This window comes from Reyranella sp. (assembly GCF_004297405.1).
GTDB lineage: Bacteria > Pseudomonadota > Alphaproteobacteria > Reyranellales > Reyranellaceae > Reyranella.
In genome coordinates, this window is the sequence record NZ_SCVC01000015.1 from 20,825 (window position 1) to 43,208 (window position 22,384).

The 22,384-nt window shown below is 64.8% G+C and carries 22 protein-coding genes and 1 tRNA gene; 17 read left to right on the forward strand and 6 right to left on the reverse strand.

The annotated features are described in order from the left end of the window. Positions 1–144 precede the first annotated feature (144 nt). Positions 145–870: a PhoH family protein gene (locus tag EPO50_RS12490; protein WP_296344438.1), complete on the reverse strand. Its 726-nt coding sequence runs from the start codon at positions 868–870 to the stop codon at positions 145–147. A 282-nt stretch (positions 871–1,152) separates the two neighbouring features. Then, positions 1,153–2,526, reverse strand: a complete 1,374-nt coding sequence (gene guaD, locus EPO50_RS12495) for a guanine deaminase (RefSeq protein ID WP_296344440.1) — start codon at positions 2,524–2,526, stop codon at positions 1,153–1,155. A gap of 35 nt (positions 2,527–2,561) precedes the next feature. Between guaD and EPO50_RS12500 the strand changes: the two genes are divergently transcribed. Beyond that, complete coding sequence (locus EPO50_RS12500) at positions 2,562–3,401, forward strand: alpha/beta hydrolase (protein ID WP_296344442.1); 840 nt, start codon at positions 2,562–2,564, stop codon at positions 3,399–3,401. A gap of 3 nt (positions 3,402–3,404) precedes the next feature. Here the strand turns inward: EPO50_RS12500 and EPO50_RS12505 are convergent, their stop codons facing one another. Next, the gene (locus EPO50_RS12505) at positions 3,405–3,872 is read right to left on the reverse strand and encodes an SH3 domain-containing protein (protein ID WP_296344444.1); all 468 of its coding nucleotides are present in this window, start codon (positions 3,870–3,872) and stop codon (positions 3,405–3,407) included. Between the two features lie 382 nt (positions 3,873–4,254). Here EPO50_RS12505 and EPO50_RS12510 point away from each other — a divergent pair, with 382 nt between their 5' ends. Continuing rightward, positions 4,255–4,860, forward strand: coding sequence for a hypothetical protein (locus EPO50_RS12510; protein WP_296344446.1), 606 nt, complete (start codon positions 4,255–4,257; stop codon positions 4,858–4,860). A gap of 135 nt (positions 4,861–4,995) precedes the next feature. Here EPO50_RS12510 and EPO50_RS12515 read toward each other — a convergent pair. Continuing rightward, positions 4,996–5,071: transfer RNA gene (locus EPO50_RS12515), tRNA-Ala, on the reverse strand. Between the two features lie 72 nt (positions 5,072–5,143). Next, positions 5,144–5,506, reverse strand: a complete 363-nt coding sequence (locus EPO50_RS12520) for a TIGR02300 family protein (RefSeq protein WP_296344448.1) — start codon at positions 5,504–5,506, stop codon at positions 5,144–5,146. 163 nt (positions 5,507–5,669) lie between these two features. Here EPO50_RS12520 and aroA point away from each other — a divergent pair, with 163 nt between their 5' ends. From aroA to EPO50_RS12555, 7 genes are all read left to right on the forward strand, one after another. Next, complete coding sequence (gene aroA / locus EPO50_RS12525) at positions 5,670–7,013, forward strand: 3-phosphoshikimate 1-carboxyvinyltransferase (protein WP_296344688.1); 1,344 nt, start codon at positions 5,670–5,672, stop codon at positions 7,011–7,013. After that, complete coding sequence (locus EPO50_RS12530; protein ID WP_296344450.1) at positions 7,010–7,642, forward strand: d(CMP) kinase; 633 nt, start codon at positions 7,010–7,012, stop codon at positions 7,640–7,642. The genes aroA and EPO50_RS12530 overlap by 4 nt, the downstream gene beginning before the upstream one ends. A 150-nt stretch (positions 7,643–7,792) precedes the next feature. Beyond that, positions 7,793–9,517 (forward strand): 30S ribosomal protein S1, encoded by a 1,725-nt coding sequence (gene rpsA, locus EPO50_RS12535; RefSeq protein WP_296344451.1) that lies wholly within the window; start codon positions 7,793–7,795, stop codon positions 9,515–9,517. A gap of 157 nt (positions 9,518–9,674) precedes the next feature. Further along, complete coding sequence (gene ihfB / locus EPO50_RS12540; RefSeq protein ID WP_296344453.1) at positions 9,675–10,022, forward strand: integration host factor subunit beta; 348 nt, start codon at positions 9,675–9,677, stop codon at positions 10,020–10,022. A 46-nt stretch (positions 10,023–10,068) separates the two neighbouring features. After that, on the forward strand, positions 10,069–10,488 hold the full coding sequence (locus EPO50_RS12545) for a lipopolysaccharide assembly protein LapA domain-containing protein (protein WP_296344455.1): 420 nt from the start codon (positions 10,069–10,071) through the stop codon (positions 10,486–10,488). After that, positions 10,485–11,459, forward strand: a complete 975-nt coding sequence (locus EPO50_RS12550; protein WP_296344457.1) for an ornithine cyclodeaminase family protein — start codon at positions 10,485–10,487, stop codon at positions 11,457–11,459. The genes EPO50_RS12545 and EPO50_RS12550 overlap by 4 nt, the downstream gene beginning before the upstream one ends. After that, positions 11,459–12,010 carry a sugar O-acetyltransferase gene (locus EPO50_RS12555; RefSeq protein WP_296344459.1) on the forward strand — a complete coding sequence of 184 codons (552 nt, stop codon included), beginning with the start codon at positions 11,459–11,461 and terminating at the stop codon, positions 12,008–12,010. The genes EPO50_RS12550 and EPO50_RS12555 overlap by 1 nt, the downstream gene beginning before the upstream one ends. A gap of 1 nt (position 12,011) precedes the next feature. Here EPO50_RS12555 and EPO50_RS12560 read toward each other — a convergent pair whose 3' ends face one another. Next, complete coding sequence (locus EPO50_RS12560) at positions 12,012–13,214, reverse strand: CaiB/BaiF CoA-transferase family protein (RefSeq protein ID WP_296344461.1); 1,203 nt, start codon at positions 13,212–13,214, stop codon at positions 12,012–12,014. 112 nt (positions 13,215–13,326) lie between these two features. Between EPO50_RS12560 and EPO50_RS12565 the strand changes: the two genes are divergently transcribed. The 8 genes from EPO50_RS12565 (at position 13,327) to EPO50_RS12600 (ending at position 22,330) form a co-directional block, all read left to right on the forward strand. Further along, positions 13,327–14,868 carry a class I adenylate-forming enzyme family protein gene (locus tag EPO50_RS12565; protein ID WP_296344463.1) on the forward strand — a complete coding sequence of 514 codons (1,542 nt, stop codon included), beginning with the start codon at positions 13,327–13,329 and terminating at the stop codon, positions 14,866–14,868. A 131-nt stretch (positions 14,869–14,999) separates the two neighbouring features. Continuing rightward, positions 15,000–15,473, forward strand: a complete 474-nt coding sequence (locus tag EPO50_RS12570; protein WP_296344465.1) for a MarR family winged helix-turn-helix transcriptional regulator — start codon at positions 15,000–15,002, stop codon at positions 15,471–15,473. Between the two features lie 85 nt (positions 15,474–15,558). Beyond that, positions 15,559–16,389 carry an FAD binding domain-containing protein gene (locus EPO50_RS12575; protein WP_296344467.1) on the forward strand — a complete coding sequence of 277 codons (831 nt, stop codon included), beginning with the start codon at positions 15,559–15,561 and terminating at the stop codon, positions 16,387–16,389. Further along, positions 16,386–19,091, forward strand: coding sequence for a molybdopterin cofactor-binding domain-containing protein (locus EPO50_RS12580; protein ID WP_296344469.1), 2,706 nt, complete (start codon positions 16,386–16,388; stop codon positions 19,089–19,091). Before EPO50_RS12575 ends, EPO50_RS12580 begins: the two co-directional genes overlap by 4 nt. Continuing rightward, positions 19,088–20,530, forward strand: a complete 1,443-nt coding sequence (locus tag EPO50_RS12585) for a 6-hydroxynicotinate reductase (protein WP_296344471.1) — start codon at positions 19,088–19,090, stop codon at positions 20,528–20,530. The genes EPO50_RS12580 and EPO50_RS12585 overlap by 4 nt, the downstream gene beginning before the upstream one ends. Further along, a complete protein-coding gene (locus EPO50_RS12590) occupies positions 20,527–21,372 on the forward strand; it encodes a UPF0280 family protein (protein ID WP_296344472.1) in 846 nt (281 codons plus the stop codon). The genes EPO50_RS12585 and EPO50_RS12590 overlap by 4 nt, the downstream gene beginning before the upstream one ends. Then, complete coding sequence (locus EPO50_RS12595) at positions 21,369–21,956, forward strand: amino acid synthesis family protein (RefSeq protein WP_296344474.1); 588 nt, start codon at positions 21,369–21,371, stop codon at positions 21,954–21,956. The genes EPO50_RS12590 and EPO50_RS12595 overlap by 4 nt, the downstream gene beginning before the upstream one ends. Next, positions 21,953–22,330 (forward strand): hypothetical protein, encoded by a 378-nt coding sequence (locus EPO50_RS12600; protein ID WP_296344476.1) that lies wholly within the window; start codon positions 21,953–21,955, stop codon positions 22,328–22,330. The genes EPO50_RS12595 and EPO50_RS12600 overlap by 4 nt, the downstream gene beginning before the upstream one ends. The last annotated feature ends 54 nt before the right edge of the window (positions 22,331–22,384 follow it).

The window sequence follows — 22,384 nt, forward strand, 5'->3', positions numbered from 1 at the left end:
CGCCCGCCATCGCCCCTCTAACATTTTGTTCTATAGGTCTTTTCTGCCTTAGATCGGGATATCACAAAGGGCTGGCATCACTCGATGTTCCCTTTTTAGTCCAATTGTCTATCGCGCTTCCAATTGTGGATAACTTCGGTGGCTTTAGAGCACCGACAGCATGCGGCCAACCAGCGGATGACGGACGACATCTCCCTGGGTGAGACGGACCACAGCGACGTCGTCCATGCCCTCTAACTTGGTGCCGATGGTGGCCAGGCCCGACAGTTCGGGCAGCAGGTCGGTCTGGTCGGGGTCGCCGGTCATGACCATGGTCGAGTGCCAACCCAGCCGGGTCAGCAGCATCTTGAGCTGCCCATAGGTGCAGTTCTGCGCTTCGTCGATCAGCACGAAGGCATTGTTCAGGGTGCGGCCGCGCATGAAGGCGACCGGGGCGATCTCGATCGTGCCGTCATCGAGGTGCTGGCGCAGCTGCTTGGCGCCCAGCCGGTCGTTCAGCGCGTCCCACAGCGGGCGCAGGTAGGGGTCGAGCTTCTCGCGCATGTCGCCCGGCAGGAAGCCCAGGTTCTCGCCGGCCTCGACAGCCGGCCGCGACAGCACGATGCGCGCGACAGTGCCGGATTCCAGGGCCTCCACGGCGGCCGAGATGGCAAGGTAGGTCTTGCCGGTGCCGGCCGGGCCCAGAGCCACGGTCAGCGGCTTGGTTTCGATGGCCTCCATCAGGGCGCGTTGATTCTCGCTTCGCGGGCGGACTTTCCGGATGTAGCTCTGATCTCGGTCGTTAGCCGGAGCGTGGTCGAAAACGAGGCTGTGAATACGGGCGCTATCGATAGCGTGCAGCTTGGTGCGGCGTGCGGCGCGTTTGGCCATATTCATACTCCGGTGTCTTGGTCAGAGGAGTGGAACCGGTCGCCGAAAAACAAAAACGCCCCCGTAAACGGAGGCGTCGGCGATCGATGGTCAGGCGGAAGGTGAGGCTGACGGGACACGCGGCGGGAATCCCACCGGTGGTCCGGACTCCGTCGGGGAATAAGGTCCTCGGACGGATAAACACCTCCTTCAGCTACCTGAGGAAGCGTACCCCCAATCCCCGCTTTCAGCCACCAGATTTATGGTGTGCCACTGAACATTCACGCTATGGAAAGTGTACTTTCACGAACGGGCATAGGCCAGGCAGCCGGCCACGTAAGTCGCCTGAACAGCCCGGTCGTCCCCCAGAATCATCTGCACGAAGAGCTGCTCGGCGAAGCTCTGGGCCTGGTTCATGCGGAAGTCGATCAGCGGTGTCGATCGCATGTCGAGGACCACCAGATCGGCCTCCATGCCAGGGGCAATGCTGCCGATCTTGTCTTCGAGATGCATCGCCGCCGCCGAACCGCGCGTGGCGAGATAGTAGGCGTGCTCGGCCGATAGGGCCTGCCCGTTGAGCTGCGATGCCTTGTAGGCCTCGCTCAACGTGGCGAGGATCGAGAAAGAGGTCCCACCGCCGATATCGGTGCCGAGGCCGACCCTCACCGGCCGCTTCGGATCGAGCGCGCGAGAGAGATCGAAGGCGCCGCTGCCCAGGAAGAAGTTGGAGGTCGGGCAATGGGCGATTGCCGCGCCAGTATCGTGCAGGCGCTGCAACTCGCCGTCCTCCAGCCAGATGCCGTGACCGAACACGGCGCGCTTCCCGCAAAGCCCATGATGATCATAGACGTCGAGATAGTCGCGGCGTTCGGGGAACAGCTCCTTGATCCAGGCGACCTCGGCCTTGTTCTCGGCGATATGGGTCTGCATCAGGCAATCTGGATGCTCGCGCCACAGCGCGCCGGCGGCCGACAGTTGCGCCGGCGAACTCGTGCCGGCGAAGCGTGGCGTGATGGCGTAGAGCAACCGGCCGCGGCCATGCCACTTGGCGATCAGGGCCTGCGAGTCGTCATAGCCGGTCTGCGCTGTGTCGGTGAGTCCCTCCGGCGCCCGGCAATCCATCAGCACCTTGCCTGCTGCAAGCCTGAGGCCGAGCGCTTCGGCTTCCTCGAACAGGATATCGGCGGAATGGCTGTGCACGGTGCAGTAGACGCAGCTCGTGGTGATGCCGTTGCGCAGGTTCTCGCGCAGGAAGGTGTGCGCAACCTCGCGCGTGAAGGCGCGGTCGGCGAACTTGAGTTCAGTTGGAAAGGTGTAGCGCTCGAGCCAGTCCAGAAGCTGCTTGCCGTGACTGCCGATCATCGGCGTCTGTGGGAAATGGACGTGGGTGTCGACGAAGCCCGCCGTGATCAGCGCATCGCGGCCATAGTCGCGGACCTCGATGCCCGGCGGCAGCAATGGCGTAACCTCAGCCGCGGGACCGAATTGCGCGATGTGGCCGTCCTGCACGACGACGATCGCATCCCGCTCATGCACCATCGTGTGCGCAAGCCCGTCACGAAACGGATCGCCGGTGTAAGTCAGGACAGGGCCACGAAGGGCGATCGGTCGGGCAGGCGAAGACATCACGACAACGTTCGCACCGAACGACGGGTTCTGGAAGGGCCGTGCGTTCATGGTAGAGACGAAGAACGTCCCGAAGGAGTGCGAGCATGAGCACAGCGGCCCGAACCATCGTCTGGAACAACATGACCCGGGCCGAGCTCGACGCTGCCTACGACAACACCAACGCGGTGGCCGATTCGGGCGAGCGCCGCGAGGCCTGGATCGCGCGCAGCGACGCCTTCCGTAAGCGTCACGCGGAAGGGTTGGACCTCGCCTACGGGCCCAAGTCGCGCAACAGGATCGATCTCTACCGCTGCGGCGCGGCCAAGGCGCCGCTGTTCGCCTTCATCCATGGCGGCTACTGGCAGCGCAACGCCAAGGAGACCTTCGCCTGCACGGCGGCCGGGCCGCTGGCCAATGGCATGGACGTCGCCTTCATCGGCTACACGCTTTGCCCCGAGGCCACGCTATCGGAGATCATCGACGAGATTGCGACCGCCGTCCGCTGGTTGCGGCGCGAAGGGCCGCGTCATGGCGTGGGCGACGGCAAGCTCATCGTCTCCGGCTGGTCGGCGGGTGGCCATCTCACGGCGACGACTCTCGCCATGGACGAGGTCGATGCGGGGCTGGCGATCAGCGGCATCTACGATGTCGAGCCCTGTCGCCTGAACTATCTCAACGACAAGCTCAGGCTGACGGCCGAGGAAGCGGCGAAGACCAGCCCGCTCCTGCATCTGCCGAAGAAGAGCGCGCCGGTCGTGCTGACCTATGGCATGGCCGAGCTGCCGGAACTGCAGCGCCAGTCGGTCGCCTATCACGAGGCACGCCGCGCCGCCGGCCTTCCCAGCGAACTTCTCCCGCTTGCCGGCCTCAATCACTTCTCGATCATGGACGAACTCGAGAAGCCCGATGGCGCAGTCGCGCGCGCGGCACGCGCCCTGGCGTGAGAGCTACCAGCCCCAGAGGAGGCGCTTGGCGATCCAGCCGCGCAATCCGCCTTCGCGCTGAACCTTGACCCAGCTTTCACGGCGCTCGAGCGTCTTGAGTACGTTGCCGTAAGCCACCTTGCCGACGATGCGGCTGTCCATCGTCGGCTGACTGCGCATGTTCGCGACCTTGACCTTGACGATGTGCATGGGCGTGCTTCCCGTCAGCGGCCCATAGACCCAACCCTTGTCGTTTTCGAAGTCGCTCACCTTGAGCCACTTGCCCTGACGGCCGATCACTTTGAGCGGATAGCCATGTCCGAGCGTCCAGTCCGTCCCGTAGCCCGTGCCGGGGCCCGTGCGCATGTTCACTTCCTTGCTGGCAATACTCACCATGCGCTGCGCCATACTGGGCGATGCAACGGCGAGCGACGCGACGAACGCGAGGAAGGCAAGGAAACGGAAGGCTGAGGGACGGAAGGAGAGCTGCATCCAACGAGATCCTTTCAGGACAGAGAGAGGACGATCAGAGTTGGAGCCGCGGCCCGCATGAACAGGTCGCGACTAGCCCGATGGTCGTCGATGAATGCCTGGGCTCGAGTCGAAAGCTCGATGATGGCGGCAGACTTCGTCGCGTCGGACGTCATCCTTGATAACCTCTATCGCGATTGGCTTGAAGCGGAGGTTTGGCCTCGGTGTAAGAGCCGCGTTGTGGCGAACGCTCAATGCGAAGCGTGCCGTATTTTCTTGTCTGAGCTCCTGATCACAACTAACGCGAGCTGCGAGTGAATCGCAGCCACATAAAGTAGCGCGAAGAATCCTCTTGAATTGCTACCCAAGATTCTTGCTAATAGCAGCGGGGGGAGAAACGCTAATGAAATTGAGAGTTTTGGTCGCGCCAGTTGTGCTGGCGTGCGTGCTTGCGGCTTGTGCGGGCCGTAAGCCAGATCCGGTCGCTGTCGTGCAGGCGCAGGATCGATATATGGACTGTGCCGCAATCAACGCCGAAGTCCAAGCGAACAACAAGCGAATATCGGAACTGGGTTCGGAGGAAGGTGGCAAGGTAGCGCAAAACGTCATTGCTGGAGCGGCCGGGCTCTTCATTCCGATCCTGTGGTTCGGGATGGATTTTCAGAACGCTGCAGGCAAAGAAGTGGCAGCGCTACAATCGCGTCAACAGTATTTGGCGACCCTCGCGGAGCAGAGATGTGGAGCCGTTACTCCACTTCCTATCCAAAATATTCCTCCGCCAACGGCGAGTATTGTAACTCCAGTTCCGCTGCCCAATGGGCAACCTGCGATGACAACACCGACCGCCGCACCTCAAGCGCCCACGTCAGCAATTGTGCCGGCAGGGGTAACAACATCTGCTACGGGGGCGACGCCGCCGTCTGATGAACTGGAATGTGTCCAGTCGGATGGGTCTAGGTTGCGCTTGGTTGCAAAGACCTGCCCACCGGGGACGACGTTGCCGCAATAGGCGGAAGCCACGCCAAGCGAGCAAAGCAAGTTCGGATCTGTATACGAGGCGGGCCGTGGGTGCCCGCCTAGAAGGCTTGTCCGCGCTCCGCAAAAACAAAGGGGTTAGCTCTTTCGAGCTAACCCCTTGTCTATTTGGTGGAGCCAGACGGGATCGAACCGTCGACCTCTACAATGCCATTGTAGCGCTCTCCCAGCTGAGCTATGGCCCCGAAAATCGTGCTGGCGGGCGCGAGGTATAATTCCTGCCTCGCTGGCTGGCAACAGCCTCCAGCGACTTGCTGTTAGCGGTCGCCCTCGCCTTTGTCGTCCTCGACTTCGACCTCGACTTCGATGTCGTCGGTCTCGTCATCCAGATCGTCCGCCTCCAAGGCCTCGTCGCCGTCGACATCGGGCAAATCGTCACCGTCCAGATCGTCCGTCTTCTTCTTGGCGGCGGCCTTGGCAGCGGCGGCGGCGGCAGCGCTGGCGGCCGCGGCTGCTGCAGTCGCGGCGGCCGAGCCACGGCCACGGCGGACCTTCACGAAGTCCTCGCGATCGTGCTCACGCCCGCACTTCGGGCATTTGATCGGACTCTTATTCAGGTCGTAGAAGCGCGCTGCACAGCTCTGGCAGGTGCGTTTCGTGCCCCAGCTCGCTTTGACCACGCGAAATCTCCTGAAAATGCGCTCGGATTCGGCCGAATGACCGCGAGGGAGGGCGTATGTCACGCGTCTTTCACCCTGTCAAAACCAAATTCCTCCATGCTACGAGGGCGCCGCGCCGCATTTTCGCCGTCTGACCCTTTGTCTCGCCGCCCGGGAGTCCGCCCTGTCCGCCCACGCTTCTCCCGCCAAGCTGATCGCCCATCCCGTGTCGCGACTTCAGGGCCGCGTCCGCGCACCCGGCGACAAGTCGGTCTCCCACCGCTCCCTCATGTTCGGCGCGCTCGCGCTGGGTGAAACCAGGATCACCGGCCTGCTCGAAGGCGAGGATGTGCTGGCCACGGCGGCCGCTCTGCGGGCGATGGGCGCACAGATCGAGCACGAAGGTGCGGGCGCCTGGAGGGTCCGCGGTTTCGGCGTGGGCGGTGGCCGTGAACCCGACAATGTGCTCGACCTCGGCAATTCCGGGACCTCGGCGCGCCTGCTCTCGGGCATCCTGGCGAGCCACCGCTTCACCAGTTTCATGACCGGTGACGGCTCGTTGCGCCGCCGGCCGATGCAGCGGGTCATCGAGCCGCTGTCGCGCATGGGCGCGCGATTCGAAGCGCGCGAGGGGGGCCGCATGCCGCTGACCATCATCGGCACCGACGAGATGGTGCCGATCGAATATCGCCTGCCGGTCGCATCGGCGCAGGTGAAGAGCGCAATCCTGCTGGCCGGCCTCAACACCACAGGTGAAACCACGGTGATCGAGCCCGAGGCGACGCGCGACCATACGGAGCGCATGCTGCGCCACTTCGGTGCCGAAGTCCGTGTGGTGCCGGCTGACGGCGGCGGCAAGCGCATCACGGTCGTGGGCTGGCCCGAACTCAAGGCGCGCGACATCGTCGTGCCGGGCGATCCCTCGTCGGCGGCCTTCGCTGTCGTGGCCGCCGCCATCCGGCCCGGCAGCGACGTGACGGTCGAGAATGTCGGCCTGAACCCGTTGCGCGCCGGTCTCTACGAAACCTTGCGGGACATGGGCGCGGACATCGAATTCCAGAACCAGCGCGAGATCGGCGGTGAGCCGGTGGCCGACCTGCGTGTGCGCGGCGGTGAACTGCAGGGTGTCGAGGTGCCGCCGGAGCGCGCGCCGTCGATGATCGACGAATATCCCATCCTCGCGGTAGCCGCGTCCTGCGCCAAGGGCACGACCCGCATGCTGGGTCTCGCCGAGCTGCGGGCCAAGGAAAGCGACCGGCTGGCCAGTGTTGCGGCGGGCCTGGCAGTAAACGGCGTGCGCCATGAGATGGGTGTCGACAATCTGATCGTGCACGGCACCGGAGCGCCGCCTCAGGGCGGTGGGCTGGTCGTCACCCACCTCGACCACCGCATCGCCATGTCGTTCCTGGTCCTGGGGCTTGCCACCCGCGAGCCCGTGGCGGTCGATGACGGCTCGCCGATCGACACCAGCTTTCCGGGCTTTGCCCGGTTGATGAACGATCTCGGCGGCCGGGTGGAGACGGCGTGAACGGACGCCTCGTCATCGCCATCGACGGGCCGTCGGGTTCAGGCAAAGGGACCCTGGCCAAGCGGCTGGCGGCGCATTTTGGCCTGCCCTATCTCGATACCGGGCTGCTCTACCGGGCGGTCGGGGTCAAAGCCGAGCGCGTCGGCAGGCCGCCGGACGAGGTCGCGGCCGGCTTGCAGGCGGCGGACCTGCTTGGAGACGAACTCCGGACCGATGTTGCGGGTCAATTGGCGTCCAAGGTGGCCGTGTTGGCGCAAGTCAGAGCCAACCTCTTGAATTTCCAGAAAAACTTCGCATCTCAGGCCTCTGGCGCCGTGCTCGATGGGCGCGACGTCGGAACCGTCATTTGCCCTGACGCGCCCGTGAAATTATTCGTCACGGCCAGCCCCGAAACCAGGGCAGATCGGCGGTACCAGGAGTTGCGCGGCCGAGGGGTCGACACTATAAAGCCGCGCGTTCTTGCCGAGATGGCGGAGCGGGACCGTCGCGACAGCGAACGGGCGGCTGCACCTCTGAAAGCCGCACCCGATGCTTTCCTTCTCGATACCAGCGACATGGATGCCGATGCGGCCTTCGCCGCAGCTTTGGCGTTCATAGAGCGCAAGGGCTTTCGATCTTCCGGGCCGTAAATCGCCGCCGGCGGATTGAAGACTTCCAGCGGCGATTGCGCGGGACGAGTCGTCCTTGCGTCGGTGTTTCAAAGGCAGTGGATCCGCCGGACTTAACCGGCTGGCCGACAGGCGGCAGCGTTTCGCCTGGGATCGATGAAGGAGAGTTGAATGGCCAAGGGCAGCGCCCTACGTAGACCCGCGGACGATACCGCCAGCGCGGAGTTCGCAGCACTTCTCGAAGAATCGCTCGGCGGTTCTCCGAGCTTCGAAGGTACGGTGGTCAAAGGGACCGTCGTGCGTATCGCCAACGATTTCGTCGTGGTGGATGTCGGCCTCAAGTCCGAAGGCCGCGTTGCACTGCGTGAGTTCTCCAACGGTGGCGCCGCCCCCGAAGTGAAGGAAGGCGACACGGTCGACATCTTCGTCGATCGCATGGAGAACAAGGACGGTGAAGCCGTCCTCTCGCGCGACAAGGCTCGCCGCGAAGAAGCCTGGACGGTCCTCGAGAAGGCATTCACCGATCAGGAACGTGTCATGGGCACGATCTTCGGCCGCGTGAAGGGTGGCTTCACGGTCGACCTGTCGGGCGCCGTGGCCTTCCTGCCGGGCAGCCAGGTCGATGTCCGCCCGGTGCGCGACGTCGGCCCGCTGATGGGCCAGGCCCAGCAGTTCGCCATCCTCAAGATGGACCGCCGCCGCGGCAACATCGTCGTGTCGCGCCGCGCCGTCATGGAAGAGACCCGCGCCGAAGACCGCACGCGCCTGATGGGGGCGCTGTCGGAGGGCCAGGTGCTCGACGGCGTCGTCAAGAACATCACCGACTACGGCGCGTTCGTGGATCTGGGTGGCGTCGACGGCCTGCTGCACGTCACCGATATCGCCTGGAAGCGCATCAACCATCCGTCGGAAGCCCTCACCATCGGCCAGCAGGTCAAGGTGCAGGTCGTCCGCTTCAACCCCGAGACGCAGCGCATCTCGCTCGGCATGAAGCAGCTGATGGCCGATCCGTGGGACGGCGCGGGTGCGAAGTACCCGGTCGGCCTCAAGCTCAAGGGCCGCGTCACCAACATCACCGACTACGGCGCCTTCGTGGAGCTGGAGCCGGGCGTCGAAGGTCTGGTCCACGTCTCCGAGATGAGCTGGACCAAGAAGAACGTGCACCCCGGCAAGATCGTTTCGACCTCGCAGGAAGTCGAAGTGATGGTGCTGGACGTCGACATGTCCAAGCGCCGCATCTCGCTCGGCCTCAAGCAGTGCATGGCCAACCCCTGGGAGAGCTTTGCCGACAAGTTCCCGTCGGGCACCGAGCTCGAGGGCGAAGTCCGCAACATCACCGAGTTCGGCCTGTTCGTGGGCCTGCCCGGCGACATCGACGGCATGGTTCATCTCAGCGATCTGAGCTGGGACAAGGCCGGCGACGAAGCGATCCGCGACTTCAAGAAGGGCGACCAGGTCAAGGTCAAGGTCCTCGACGTCGACATGGACAAGGAGCGCATCTCGCTCGGCATCAAGCAGCTCGCCAACGATCCGTTCGAGAAGGTGGGTTCGGTCGCCAAGAAGGGTGACGTCGTCACCGTCATCGTGGCCGGCATCCAGGACAACGGCATCGACGTCACGGTGCAGGACGGCATCCCGGGCTTCATCCGCAAGTCGGAGCTCAGCCGCGACCGTTCCGAGCAGCGTCCTGACCGCTACGCGATCGGCGACAAGCTCGATGCCAAGATCACCAACATCGACAAGGCCTCGCGCCGCGTCGTGCTGTCGGTCAAGGCGCGCGAACTGGACGAAGAGAAGAAGGCGATGGCCGATTTCGGCTCGTCCGACTCTGGCGCCAGCCTGGGCGATATCCTGGGTGCGGCCCTCAAGAAGAAGGCCGAGGACGACGGCAAGTAGGCCGTTTTCCCCGCGATTTAAGCGAAGGCCGGTCCGCAAGGACCGGCCTTTTCTTTTGCTTTCAATGGCTTAGGCTTGACGATCCCGTTAATTGTTTTAATATCAACGACTTAAATCCTTGATCTCGGGGTCTCATAGCCTCGCCCATGGAACTGCGATGACCAAGTCCGAGCTGATTGCCCGCCTGGCGGCCCGGAATCCGCATCTCTACCAAAGGGATGTCGAGCGGATTGTCGCGACAGTCTTCGATGAAATCTCCAAGGCCCTGGCGTCCGGCCATCGCGTCGAGTTGCGTGGCTTTGGTGCGTTCTCTGTGAAGAAGCGTGACCCGCGCACCGGCCGCAATCCGCGGACGGGTGAGCAGGTGGCCGTGGCCTCCAAGCGCGTGCCCTACTTCAAGACCGGCAAGGATCTGCGCGACCGCCTGAACAAGGAAGCGGCACGCGCGGCCGGCCTGCTGCCGGCCGAAGGCGACGCGGCCAAACCGGAAAGCGACAAGACGTAGCGTTCGCTCGCTTCGACAGGGGGCGGTGTGCGATGCTGGCCGCGCCATGAAGTTCCTGTCCCGCGCCCTGTTCCTGCTCTTCATCCTGATCGGCGTGCTGATCGCGGTCAGCAATTCGCAGCCTGTGCAGCTCACCCTGTGGCCGTTGCCGCACGTCGTCGTGATGCCAGTCTATCTCCTGGTGATCGCGTTGCTGTTGCTGGGCGTGCTGGCGGGCCTCGGTATGGGCTGGTGGGCGGCTCGTCATCACCGCCGCCGTGCCCGTGAGGCGGGCGGCGAGGCAGCACGGCTGGAGCGTGAACTGGGCCGCTTGCGTACCGCAGAGACAACGCGCCAGGCGGCTACTCAATCAGGCGCCGCGTCCTCAGGGCCGGCATCGCGTGACCAGAAGGCCATCGAACGCCAGAGTGCTTTGGTCGCCCCCGAATTGGGATCGCCCGGCACCACCCGCGGCCCGTTTTCGTGAAGATCCTGTCGGCGGCCGACGTCGATGTCGCACTCGACGACCTGGCGCTGATCGACCGCCTCGACGAGCTGTTTCGCGCCGGCTGCGAGATGCCGACGCGGCATCACCATCCCATCAAGGAGCCACTCGGTCCGCATTCGGCCGATGCCATGCTGCTGCTGATGCCAGCCTGGACGCGTGGCCCGTCGGGACGGATCGGCGTCAAGGTCGTCACGGTGTTCCCCGACAACGGCAAGCGCTCGCTGCCCTCGATCTATGGCCAGTATCTGCTGCTGGACGGCACGACCGGTGCCACCCTGGCGTTGCTCGACGGCACCATGCTGACCAAGCGGCGTACTGCCTGTGCTTCCGGCCTCGCCTCGCGCTACCTGTCCCGCACCGATGCCGCGCGGTTGCTGATGATCGGCACGGGCGCGCTGGCGCCGGAGCTGATCCGGGTGCATGCCAAAGTGCGTCCGATCCGCGAGGTGGCGATTTGGGGCCGCACGCCGGCCCATGCTGAAACCCTCGCGGAGGGGTTGGCTCAATCACTACCCATGGCTCTTGGCCGGCCGATTACGGTCCGCGCCATCACCGACCGCCGCGCCGCCGTTGCCGACGCCGATATCGTTTCCTGTGCCACGCTCTCCAAGGCGCCGCTGGTCGAAGGGGCGTGGCTGCGCGAGGGTCAGCACCTCGATTTGGTGGGTGCCTATACGCCACAGATGCGCGAGTCCGACGACAATGCGGTGTGGCGCGCGCGCGTCTACGTCGATACGCGCGCCGGCGCTCTGAAGGAGGGCGGCGACATCGTCCAGCCGCTGGCGAATGGCACGATCGAGGACGACGACGTGATCGGCGACCTCTTTGAGCTGACCCGGGGCCAGCAGACCGGCCGCCTGCCGGGCGATGCCACCAGCATCACCCTCTTCAAGTCGGTGGGTGCCGCGCTGGAGGATCTGGCGGCCGCCGAACTCGCGGTCGAGGCCTGATGCGCGACCAACTGGCCCGTATGCTCGCCGGTGAGCTCTACCATCCTGGCGCGCCCGACATTCAAGCCGAGCTTGCGACCTCGCGAGCCTGGCTCGCCCGGTATAACGCGTCTTTCGGCCAGTCTTCGTCGGAATTGCGCAAGCTCCTGGCCGAGCGACTGGCGGCCGTCGGGGAGGGCGCGCAAATCCGACCGCCGTTCTTCTGCGACTACGGTTTCAACATCAAGCTCGGCGCCAACGTCTTCCTCAACTTCAACTGCGTCATTCTCGATGTCGTCGAAGTCACGATCGGTGACGAGACCCAGATCGGTCCCGCCGTCCAGATCTACGCCGCAGATCATCCGCGCGACCCGGTCCAACGTCGCCAGGGCCTGGAACTGGGCCGACCGGTGAAGATCGGCCGCAATGTCTGGATCGGTGGTGGGGCGATCATCCTGCCCGGCATCACTATCGGTGATGACGCTGTGATCGGCGCCGGCTCCGTCGTCACAAAAGATGTTGGACCCGGCGCCACCGTCGTCGGTAATCCGGCGCGCCAGGTCGGGCGATAATTTACGCCGGTTCGATCAGGGCGCCCGACTTCTTCAAAGCTTCTATGTCGGCTGCGCTGACGCCGGCCTCGGCCAGGACGGAGCGGGAATCGGCTCCCTGCAGCGGTGCCATGGTGCGGATGGTGGGTGGCGTCCTGCTCATGCGCATCGGCGGCTCGACCATCATGATCTCGCCCTCGCTGGGGTGCGGGTATTTCTTGAAGAGTTGGCGCCAGATCAGATGGGGGTCCTCGAACAGATCAGCCGGCCGCGATACCGGGGCATTGGGGATCTGGCCCTCGTCGAGCAGCTTCACCCATTCGGCGGTGGTGCGGCTTGGCGCCAGCGCTTCGACCATCGCGTACATGTCGGCGATGTGCATCGACCGGGCATTGATTGTCGAATAGCGGGGGTCCTTCAGCACCTCGGGGCGGCCGACGATCTCGAAGAAGTTGCGCCAGTGCTTGTCGTTGTAGGGCAGGATCGCCATCCAGCCGTCGAGGGTGCGGTAGGGTTTGCGGGTACGCGCCAGCAGGCGCGAGTAGCCCACCTCGCCGTCGTCGCTGAAAGTCCGTTCCCACAGGTGTTCGACCATTAGCCAGGCCGACATGGTCTCGAACATCGGCACTTCGACGAACTGACCCTCGCCAGTGCGCTGCCGATGCATAAGGGCTGAAAGTGTCGAGAAGGCGAAGGTGAGGCCCACCGTCTTGTCGGCGATGATGGTCGGCGGATAGCGCGGGACATCGTCGCCGGCGGCCCGGCCCATCAGGTCGGCGATGCCGAAGCGGGCCTGGATGGCGTCGTCATAGGCTGGCAGTTTTCCGTAAGGACCATCTGCCGAATAGCCGTAGGCACCGACATAAACGATGTCGGGCTTCACCTTGCGGATCTCCTCGTAACTCAGCCCCAAGCCCTCGATCGCCTGCGGGCGCAGGGCATGCACGAAGGCATCGGCCGTCGCCACGACCTTGAGCAACGCCGCTCGAGCGTCCTTGTCCTTGAGATCGAGGCAGAGCGAGCGCTTGTTGCGGTTCACATAGAGATAGGTCGGGCCCATGCCCGGCGTCTTGCCGGGCTTGCCGATGTGCCGCACGGCATCGCCCTCGGGCGCCTCGACCTTGATCACGTCGGCTCCCTGATCGGCCAGCAACATGGTGCCGTAGGGGCCGAGGATGATGTTGGTGAGGTCGACGATCCTGAGGCCTTCGAGCGCGCCGGGCATTGCCTATCCTGTTGGGTTGGAGAAACGGCGGCCACCCTGCCACCACCTTGACCGCGCGTCATCGCCTCTGGCATTGCGACGCAAAACGCTAAGCAAACTCCGGAGGAATCCCATGGACGTGCGTACGCAGATGCGAAGTGCCGCGCGCTACAACGCGGCCCGCGAGGCGATCGTGGCGGGCGATCGGCGGCTCACCTTCGCTCAAGCCTGGGATCGCGGCGTGCGCATGGCCAACGGCCTTCTGGCGCTCGGCCTCAAGCCTCAGGACAGGGTCGGGGTGCTCGAAGACAACACCCTGGAATCGTCTGATTTCTTCCTGGGTGCGACCATCGCCAACTTGGTGCGGGTCCCGCTCTATCCACGCAATGCGCGTGAGAGCCATGTCCATATGTTGGGTCATACTGGCTGCCGCGTGGTCGTGGTCTCGGAGAAGTACGCCGAGGAAATAGAATCGATACGCGGTGAACTACCCGAACTCGAACATATCCTTGTCCGCGACTCAGGTTACGAAGCGTGGTTGGCACGGCAATCCGACATCGATCCTGCCCCTGCCATCGATCCGAAGGACTATTTCATCATCCGTCACACCGGGGGCACGACCGGCAAATCGAAGGGCGTGGCCTATACCCATCATGCGTGGCTCGCCGCCGGCCGCGACTGGTTCTACCTCTATCCGCCGGTCGAGCCGGGCGACTCATGCCTGCATCTCGCGCCGATCAGCCACGGTTCCGGCTATCTCTTCACGCCGATCTGGCTCGGCGGCGGGCGTAACGTCATGGCCGAAAAGTTCGATCCGGCGAGTCTGCTCGATCTCATGGAGGAAGAACGCACCGCGTACATGTTCATGGTGCCGACGATCCTGAATGCCATTAACCGGATTCCCGGCATCGAAGCGCGCAGGTTCCCCCATCTGAAATGCATGCTCGTCTCAGCGGCGCCAATCTCCGACGAAACCGCCCTGAAGGCTTATGAGATCTTCGGAGACGCCATGTATCAGGGCTATGGGCAGACCGAGGTACTACCTGTAGCGATGATGGGGCCGCGGCAATGGTTCGCCAAAGATGTACCTGGCTCTCAACCATTGCGTGCCTGCGGCATGCCGCTGCCCTTCGCACAGCTTCAGATCTGGAACGAGGACAACAAACCGGTGGCGCCTGGTGAAGCCGGCGAGATCGTCGCCAAGGCTGAAGGTCAGATGCAGGGTTTCTGGAACAACCCGCAGGCAACGGCCGAGCGTATCGTCGATGGATGGGTGAAAACCGGTGACATCGGCCGTCTCGATGAGAACGGCTATCTCTACATGCTAGACCGCGCCGACGACATGGTGATCTCCGGGGGCTTCAACATCTATCCGGCCGAGCTCGAGAATGTCATCGCCGCACATCCTGCCGTGCTCGAAGTTGCTGTGTTCGGTATCCCCGATCAGCGCTGGGGTGAGACGCCTTGTGCCGTCGTCTGTGTAAAGGAAGAGAGCGCAGTGACGGAGAAGGAACTTGTCGATCTCTGCTCCGTTCACCTCGGCAACTACAAGCGGCCGGGCAAGATTGTGATTCGCTACGATCCCCTGCCCAAGACACCGGTCGGCAAGATCAAGCGGAAGGAGTTGCGCGAGCCCTTCTGGGTGGGTCACGAGCGGCGGGTCGCTGGTAACTGACGGTTGGTTCGCTGCCGTGCCGACTTGAGCTAGTCAAGGGATCGCCATTCACCTTCATCAAAGAGTGTTATGTGACCGTTGTGCAACGCGCGCTGTCAGTGTAGCCAAGGGGCAGCAGGGCCGGGGGGGCGATGCGAAGCAACGTTGCAAAGAAACGGCTCGAGTCGAAAACGACATCGAGCGTGGCCTCAAGGCCGTATCGAATCGAAGAACAAGTCGGCTACCTCTTGCGACGCGCACATCAGCGCGCGAGTTCCATTTTCCAAGTTGGTATAGGCGACCCCAACATCACGCCAACTCAGTACTCGAGCATGGTGAAGCTCAACGAGTACAACGAGCTGTCGCAAAATCTGTTGGGCCGTCTCGTCGGCATGGACAAGGCGACGATGCAAGGCGTGGTGCGACGCCTGAAGGAACGCGGTCTCGTCGACTCGCGGCCTGATCCTGGAGATGCACGCCGCACGCTGCTCAGCCTCACGACCGAAGGCAATCGTTTGGTCGCGAAGTTGCTGCTCAATGGACCGGCGGTTTCGCGTGAGACCTTGAAGCCGCTTAACCAGCAAGAACAGCGCCAGCTTCTCGATCTCCTGTCGAAGATCGCCTGAGTCCGAGTCGTCGAAAAATATTCGTTCAACCGCCGCGCGTGTTTGACTCCGGCGGTGTCCGTGTCATCGTGCGTATACGAACGATATGGGCGACTACCTCCGACCCCGAGACCTCGACGAGGCTCTCCAGGCATTGACCCGACCCTGCACGGTGCTGGCCGGCGGCACTGATTTTTACCCTGCGCGGGTCGGCCGGCTGGTCACGGAGGATGTTCTCGATATCGCTGGAATTGCCATTCTTCGCGGTATTTCCGAAACGCCGACCGGCTGGCGATTAGGCGCTACTACGACCTGGAGCGAACTGGTCGAGGCGGAACTGCCTCCCTTGTTCGATGGGCTGAAGCAGGCAGGACGCGAGGTCGGCGGCCGCCAGATCCAGAACGCTGGCACTCTCGCCGGAAATCTCTGCAATGCCTCGCCAGCGGCCGATGGCGTGCCGGCCTTGCTGGCGCTCGACGCCGAGATTGAGATTGCAAGCTTTGCCGGCAGCCGCCGCCTTGCTCTGGCCGAGTTCATCACCGGTGTTCGCAAGACGGCGCTCCTCTCCGGAGAACTGGTCGTCGCCATTCATGTGCCGCGTCCGCCTCACGTGGCGCGCGCCGGGTTCTTGAAGTTGGGTGCGCGGCGCTACCTCGTGATCTCGATCGCCATGGCGTCCGCCGTGATCGAGGTCGCTGAGGGAGGAGTCGCGGCCGCGCGCATCGCTGTCGGCGCCTGCTCGCCCGTGGCGCAGCGTCTTCCGGCTTTGGAAGCAGCGTTGGTGGGTGCGGCTTTTGACGGAAGCTTGGCCGATCGCGTCGAGCCGACGCATCTCGCGCCGCTGTCGCCCATCGACGACGTGCGTGGCAGTGCGTCCTATCGCGGCGAGGCCGTGCTTACGCTGCTGCGCCGACTGCTGTCGGGGCTAGTCTCGTGAAGGTCGCCTTCACCCTGAACGGCACTGTTGCCGAGTGGGAGGGGGCGCCGGTCACCCGGCTCGTAGCGGCACTGCGCGACGATCTCGGCTGCACGGGCACCAAGATCGGCTGCGACGCCGGCGATTGCGGTGCCTGTACCGTGCTGCTCGACGGGCGGCAGGTCTGTTCCTGCCTGGTCGCCATGGGGCAGGTCGAGGGCCGCACCGTCGAGACGGTCGAAGGGCTTGCGTTGCCCGAGATGCTGGCCGCCCTGCAGGCCTCGTTCCTGGCGCATGGCGCGGCCCAGTGCGGCATCTGCACGCCGGGTATGCTGATCGCGGCGGAGGAGTTGGTGCGTCGTACGGTCAGGCCGACGCGCGCCGAGGTCGAGGATTTCCTGGGCGGCGTGCTCTGCCGTTGCACTGGCTACAGCAAGATCGTCGACGCGGTGATGGAGGTTACGTCACCGGTGGGCGAACCAGATCCCGCCGCGGGCGAGGCTGTTGGCGCCCGTCTCTCACGTGTCGATGGAATAGCCAAGGTCACGGGCAGGGACGCTTTCGGCGCCGATGCGATTCCGGCCGACGCGCTCTGGATCCGGGTCGTCCGATCGCCGCATGCCCGTGCCCGTTTCACGCTGGGCGATCTCGGACCGCTGCAGAAACGGCTGGCGGCCGTGCTGACGGCGGGAGACGTGCCGTTCAACGGCTTCGGCATCTATCCCGACATCAAGGATCAGCCTGTGCTGGCCGACGGCCTGGTGCGTTACCGCGGCGAGGCCGTCGTGGCGCTGGTCGGGGCGCGGGCCGAGGTGCTGGCGATCCGAGACGAAGAGGTACCGATCGTCTGGGCACCGGAGCCACCCTTGTTCGGCGTCGACGCCGCCATAGCACCCGATGCCCCGCTGGTGCAGGCCGACCGGCCAAGGAACCTCCTGTTGGAAGGTGGCGTGAAGCGGGGAGACGCCGGGGCTGCCTTTGCGGACTGTGCTGCGGTCGCCGAGGGTGTGTTCGAAACGGCTTTCGTCGAACACGCTTACATCGAACCCGAGGCAGGCTGGGCGGAGCGGGTGGGCGACCGGATCGAAATCCATGTCACCACCCAGACCCCCTACATGGACCGCGACGAGGTCGCCAATGTGATGCGGCTTCGGCCCGAGGCCGTCCGCATCGTGCCGACCGCCTGCGGCGGCGGTTTCGGCGGCAAGCTCGATCTATCGGTGCAGCCGCTGGTCGGGATTGCGGCCTGGAAGCTCGGCCGTCCAGTGGCCTGCGTCTACACGCGACCTGAAAGCATGGCGGCCAGCACCAAGCGCCATCCCGCGCGTGTGGCGGCGAAGTTCGGCTGCGATGTCGACGGCAAGCTGGTCGCCTGCGATGTGCGCGCCACCTTCGACACCGGCGCCTATGCCTCCTGGGGGCCGACCGTGGCCAACCGGGTGCCGGTGCACGCCATGGGCCCCTATGCCGTCCCCAACGTGCGCACCTGGGGCGAGGCCTTTTTCACCAACGGTCCGCCGGCCGGCGCCTTCCGAGGTTTTGGTGTGCCGCAGGCGGCCATCGCGCACGAGGCGATGATGGACGAGCTGGCCGATGCGATGGGCATCGACCGGCTGGAGTTCCGTCATCGCAATGCGCTGCGTGTCGGCGACACGACGGCGACAGGCCAGGTGCTCGCCCATTCGGCGGGCCTTGCCCAATGCCTCGACGCGCTGCGGCCCGCGTGGCGCGAGGCGCAGGAGAAGGCCGCCGCATTTAACGCCAAAGGGGGCACGCATCGTCGTGGCGTCGGTGTCGGGTGTATGTGGTACGGCATCGGCAATACCTCGATGTCGAACCCGTCGCGCATGCGGATCGGCCTGTCGCCGGCTGGCTCGTTGACGCTCTACAACGGCGCGGTCGACATCGGGCAGGGCAGCAACACCATCATGGTGCAGATCGCTGCCGACGCGGTTGGTCTGCCGGCGTCGCAATTCGCGCTGGTCGCGGGCGATACCGATCTCACGACCGACGCCGGCAAGACCTCGGCATCTCGCCAGACTTTCGTGTCGGGCAAGGCAGCGGAAAAGGCAGGCCAGGATCTGCGCCAACAGATCCTGCGTCTGGCCAATGCTGGCCCCGACGCATGCCTCTCGCTCGAAGGTGCCAAGCTCACAGTGCGCGACGGTGCGGAAGTACGGACGATCGATCTCGCGACGGCCGGTCCCTTGATGGGCGAGGGCGTGTTCGATCCGCCGACCACGCCGCTCGATGCCGACGGCCAGGGCGTGCCCTATGCGACCTATGCCTTTGCCGCCCAGATGGCCGAGGTCGAGGTGGATATCGAGCTGGGCACCGTGAAGGTGCTGCGCATCGTGGCGGCACATGATGTCGGCAAGGCGATCAACCCGACCTTGGTCGAAGGGCAGATCCAGGGCGGCGTGGCGCAAGGCCTGGGCTTGGCGCTGATGGAAGAGTATCTGCCCGGCCGCACCGAGAACCTGCACGACTATCTTATCCCGACTGTGGGCGACGTGCCCGAGATCGAGTGCCTGCTGATCGAGGATCGCGAGCCGTTGGGTCCCTCCGGCGCGAAGGGTGTCGGCGAGCCGGGGTTGGTGCCGACGGCGCCGGCAATCCTGGGCGCTATCCATCACGCGACCGGCGTCCGTGCCCGCCGCGTACCGCTGTTGCCGCATCGCCTGCGCGAGGCCATCGTCCAGTTGAAGGGAAAGACGCCATGAGCGACGACATCTCGCTCACCGAGGCCGAGCGCAGCGCCGGCATCGTGCGCTGCGACGCCTGCCCCGTTCTCTGCCGCATCCGGCCCGGCCGTGCCGGCGCCTGCGACCGCTACGCCAACGAGAACGGTGCGCTGGTGCGCGTCGATCCGCTGGTGCTCCTGGCCAAGCCCGATCTGGCGAGGGTCGCCTTCGTCGAGGGCAGCGACGCCTGGCGGGGCGAACTCGGCAAGGGCGAGGGCGCCTTCGTTACGGGGATCGGCGCCACCACCACCTATCCCGACTACAAGCCCGCGCCTTTCATCGTCTCCTCGAAGCACGAAGGCGTCGACATGGTCACAGTCGTGACCGAAGGCATCTTCAGCTACTGCGGCGTCAAGGTGAAGATCGACACCGACCGCTATCTCGGGCCGGAACAGGCGGCGGTGCGCGTGAAGGGCGAGGCGGTCGGCCATGTCACCACGGCCGAGTACGGCTCGCAGATGCTGTCGCTGGGCGGGGTGCATCATCTGACGGGCGGCTCCAAGAAGGAGGGCGTCGTTACCTGCGACGCGCTGCTGGCGCTCTGTAATCGCGAGGCGGTGGAACTCAGCATCGATGGTGGCTCGACTGTCGTGGTTCAGGCCGACAAGCCGCCGATCGTGAACGGCACCCTGGAAGAGCGCATGCGCGTCGGCTGCGGTTCGGCCGCGATTGGGATGTTTGCCCCGCAATGGCATGGCCACGCCGACGAGGTGATCGTGGTCGACGACCACATTACCGGCGTGCTGAGCGAACATCAGGGCGGTGCCTTCCTCGACATGAAGCCGGCCGGCATTCGCGTGCGGGGCCGCCGCTCGACGCCTGGACGTTATTTCCAGGTGGCCGAACCGGGCCTGGGCTGGGGCGGCACCAACATCAGTGATCCGCTGGAGATCATCGACAGGATCGATCCGAAGCAAGCCTGGCCGGGGCTGAGACTCCTGATGGTGTCGACGACCGGCGAGCATTCGGCCTGGTTCGAACTCGACGATGATCTGAAGCCGCGCCCCACCGACATGCCGACACCGGTGCGGCATGTGGTCGAGCGCATTGCGGAGAATTGCGAACCTGCACTTTGCACGGTGCTGTTCATGGCCGGCGCCGGTGGATCGCTGCGTGCCGGCGTGACGGAAAACCCCGTGCGGCTCACGCGCTCCGTGCGCGAGGCGCTGACCAAGGTCACCTTGGGCGGCGTGCCGGCCTATGTCTGGCCGGGTGGCGGTATCACCTTGATGGTGGACGTGGCGCGCATGCCGGAGAAGTCCTTTGGCTACGTGCCGACGCCAGCCCTGGTCGCACCCATCGAGTTCACCTTGCGCGCCGACGACTATGCGGCGCTGGGTGGTTACGCCTCGCGTGCCGTGACGCTGGAGGACGTACTGGCCCGCCACAAGGTACGCGTCGACGAGGGCGGGCAGTGAGCGCCGTCGCCGCCCGCCTGGCCGATGGCAGGCTGCATCTGCAGCACGGGCCCATCGATCTCATCATCGAGGCCTTCGGCGCGCGCCTGGAAGTGGAGCGCGCCTACGCGCAGGTAATCGAGCGCTTTGGCGACATCCTCCCAACCCTGGTCGGCGAACTTCCGTTGTTGCGCCGGCCATTGGGTGACGCCTATCCGCTGCTGCAGGGACCGGTGGCGCGGCGCATGGCGGAGGCCACCTGGCCGCATCGCGCCGTCTACATCACGCCCATGGCGGCCGTAGCAGGCGCTGTGGCCGATGAGATGCTGCAGGCGATGGTCCGCGGCTGTACGCTCGACAAGGCGTATGTGAACGACGGCGGCGACATCGCGATCCATCTCACGCCAGACCACGAGCTGCGTGCCGGCATCTTCGCGCAAGCGCTCGACGGCGTGGCGCGCCTCACGGCGGAGAGGCCCGTGCGGGGTATCGCTACGTCGGGCCGTGGCGGCCGTTCCTTCTCGCTAGGCATTGCCGACTCGGCCACGGTTCTTGCGGCAACGGCAGCGGCGGCTGATGCGGCGGCGACCCTGATCGCCAATGCCGTGAACGTCGATCATCCGGCTGTCGAGCGCCGCCCAGCCCGCGACCTCGATCCCGACAGCGACCTCGGCGATTTGCCGGTGACCGTTGCCGTAGGGGATCTGCCTTTGGAGATCATTGCCGAGGCCCTGGATCGGGGGGCGGCCGAAGCGCGCCGGCTGCGCCACTGCGGCTTGATCGACAGCGCGGCATTGTCGTTGCAAGGCGCGTGGCGCCTCGAAGCAGATGAAGCACCGCTGGCTCTGATGGAGGTGGGATGAGCGATCTGGTGAAAGTGCGGAAGTACGTCGCGACCGTGGAGGAGACGCTGCACGATGGTGGTCCGGTGCTGGCACGGCCGGTGACCAAGGCCGTGGTCGGTGGCGTGATCGCCAACCCCTATGCCGGTCGCCATGTCTCGGACATCCAGCCGATGATGAAGGCCCTGGAGCCGCTCGCAGTCGACCTGACCGAGCGGGTGATGAAGATCCTGGGTGCGAAGGGTTCGGAGCTCGAAGCCTACGGCAAGGGTGCCATCGTGGGGCTGGCCGGTGAGCTGGAGCATGCCGCCCTCTGGCATCAGCCCTCGGGCTTCGGCATTCGCCATGCCATGGGTGGGGCCAAGTCGATCGTGCCGTCGACGGTGAAGGTCGCCGCAGCCGGCTCGCGTATCGACATTCCGCTGCACCATGTGGCCGCCGCGTACGTGCGCAGCCACTTCGACGCCATCGAGTTCTGCGTGCCGGATGGACCCAAGCCGGACGAGATCGTGTTCATCGTCGCGGCCTCGATTGGCGGCCGCCCCCATGCGAGGGTGGGAGGATTGACGGCAGCAGAGATCAAGGTGGGAGACGGCCAGCGATGAGCGATCCTTTGGCGGCGGCAATGGGCTGCCTCGACGATTATCTCGCGGCCCTCAATCGGGGTGACGAGCCCGGCGTCAACGCGGCCTGCAATTTCCCGCATGTGCGGCTGGCGGGCGGCAAGGTCGTCGTCTGGCCAAACCATGGCGACTACAAGCTGGGCGACTTCATCGCCCGCGCGGGCGATGGTTGGCATCACAGCACCTGGGACGAACGGACGCCGATCCACGCCGGCAAGAACAAGGTGCATCTCAAGGTGAAGTTCAGTCGCTGGCGCAAGGACGAGTCGCTGATCGGCACTTTCGAGACGATCTACATCGTGACCCTTCAGGAGGGGCATTGGGGCATCCAGGCGCGGTCGAGTTTTGCCGATTGATGCCCGGCTGGTCTGTTGTGTGCTTGTGAGGTGTGGGCCGGGCTCGGTAGGTTC

What these genes read in the sequence shown, in the direction of transcription:
- EPO50_RS12585 (WP_296344471.1), top strand. Translation starts at nt 19,088, where the DNA reads ATGAGCGACGACATCTCGCTCACCGAGGCCGAGCGCAGCGCCGGCATC.
- EPO50_RS12510 (WP_296344446.1), top strand. Translation starts at nt 4,255, where the DNA reads ATGAAATTGAGAGTTTTGGTCGCGCCAGTTGTGCTGGCGTGCGTGCTT.
- EPO50_RS12505 (WP_296344444.1), bottom strand. Translation starts at nt 3,872, where the DNA reads ATGCAGCTCTCCTTCCGTCCCTCAGCCTTCCGTTTCCTTGCCTTCCTC.
- EPO50_RS12595 (WP_296344474.1), top strand. Translation starts at nt 21,369, where the DNA reads ATGAGCGATCTGGTGAAAGTGCGGAAGTACGTCGCGACCGTGGAGGAG.
- EPO50_RS12565 (WP_296344463.1), top strand. Translation starts at nt 13,327, where the DNA reads ATGGACGTGCGTACGCAGATGCGAAGTGCCGCGCGCTACAACGCGGCC.
- EPO50_RS12545 (WP_296344455.1), top strand. Translation starts at nt 10,069, where the DNA reads ATGAAGTTCCTGTCCCGCGCCCTGTTCCTGCTCTTCATCCTGATCGGC.
- EPO50_RS12555 (WP_296344459.1), top strand. Translation starts at nt 11,459, where the DNA reads ATGCGCGACCAACTGGCCCGTATGCTCGCCGGTGAGCTCTACCATCCT.
- ihfB (WP_296344453.1), top strand. Translation starts at nt 9,675, where the DNA reads ATGACCAAGTCCGAGCTGATTGCCCGCCTGGCGGCCCGGAATCCGCAT.
- EPO50_RS12575 (WP_296344467.1), top strand. Translation starts at nt 15,559, where the DNA reads ATGGGCGACTACCTCCGACCCCGAGACCTCGACGAGGCTCTCCAGGCA.
- rpsA (WP_296344451.1), top strand. Translation starts at nt 7,793, where the DNA reads ATGGCCAAGGGCAGCGCCCTACGTAGACCCGCGGACGATACCGCCAGC.
- EPO50_RS12600 (WP_296344476.1), top strand. Translation starts at nt 21,953, where the DNA reads ATGAGCGATCCTTTGGCGGCGGCAATGGGCTGCCTCGACGATTATCTC.
- guaD (WP_296344440.1), bottom strand. Translation starts at nt 2,526, where the DNA reads ATGAACGCACGGCCCTTCCAGAACCCGTCGTTCGGTGCGAACGTTGTC.
- EPO50_RS12560 (WP_296344461.1), bottom strand. Translation starts at nt 13,214, where the DNA reads ATGCCCGGCGCGCTCGAAGGCCTCAGGATCGTCGACCTCACCAACATC.
- EPO50_RS12500 (WP_296344442.1), top strand. Translation starts at nt 2,562, where the DNA reads ATGAGCACAGCGGCCCGAACCATCGTCTGGAACAACATGACCCGGGCC.
- EPO50_RS12570 (WP_296344465.1), top strand. Translation starts at nt 15,000, where the DNA reads ATGCGAAGCAACGTTGCAAAGAAACGGCTCGAGTCGAAAACGACATCG.
- EPO50_RS12490 (WP_296344438.1), bottom strand. Translation starts at nt 870, where the DNA reads ATGGCCAAACGCGCCGCACGCCGCACCAAGCTGCACGCTATCGATAGC.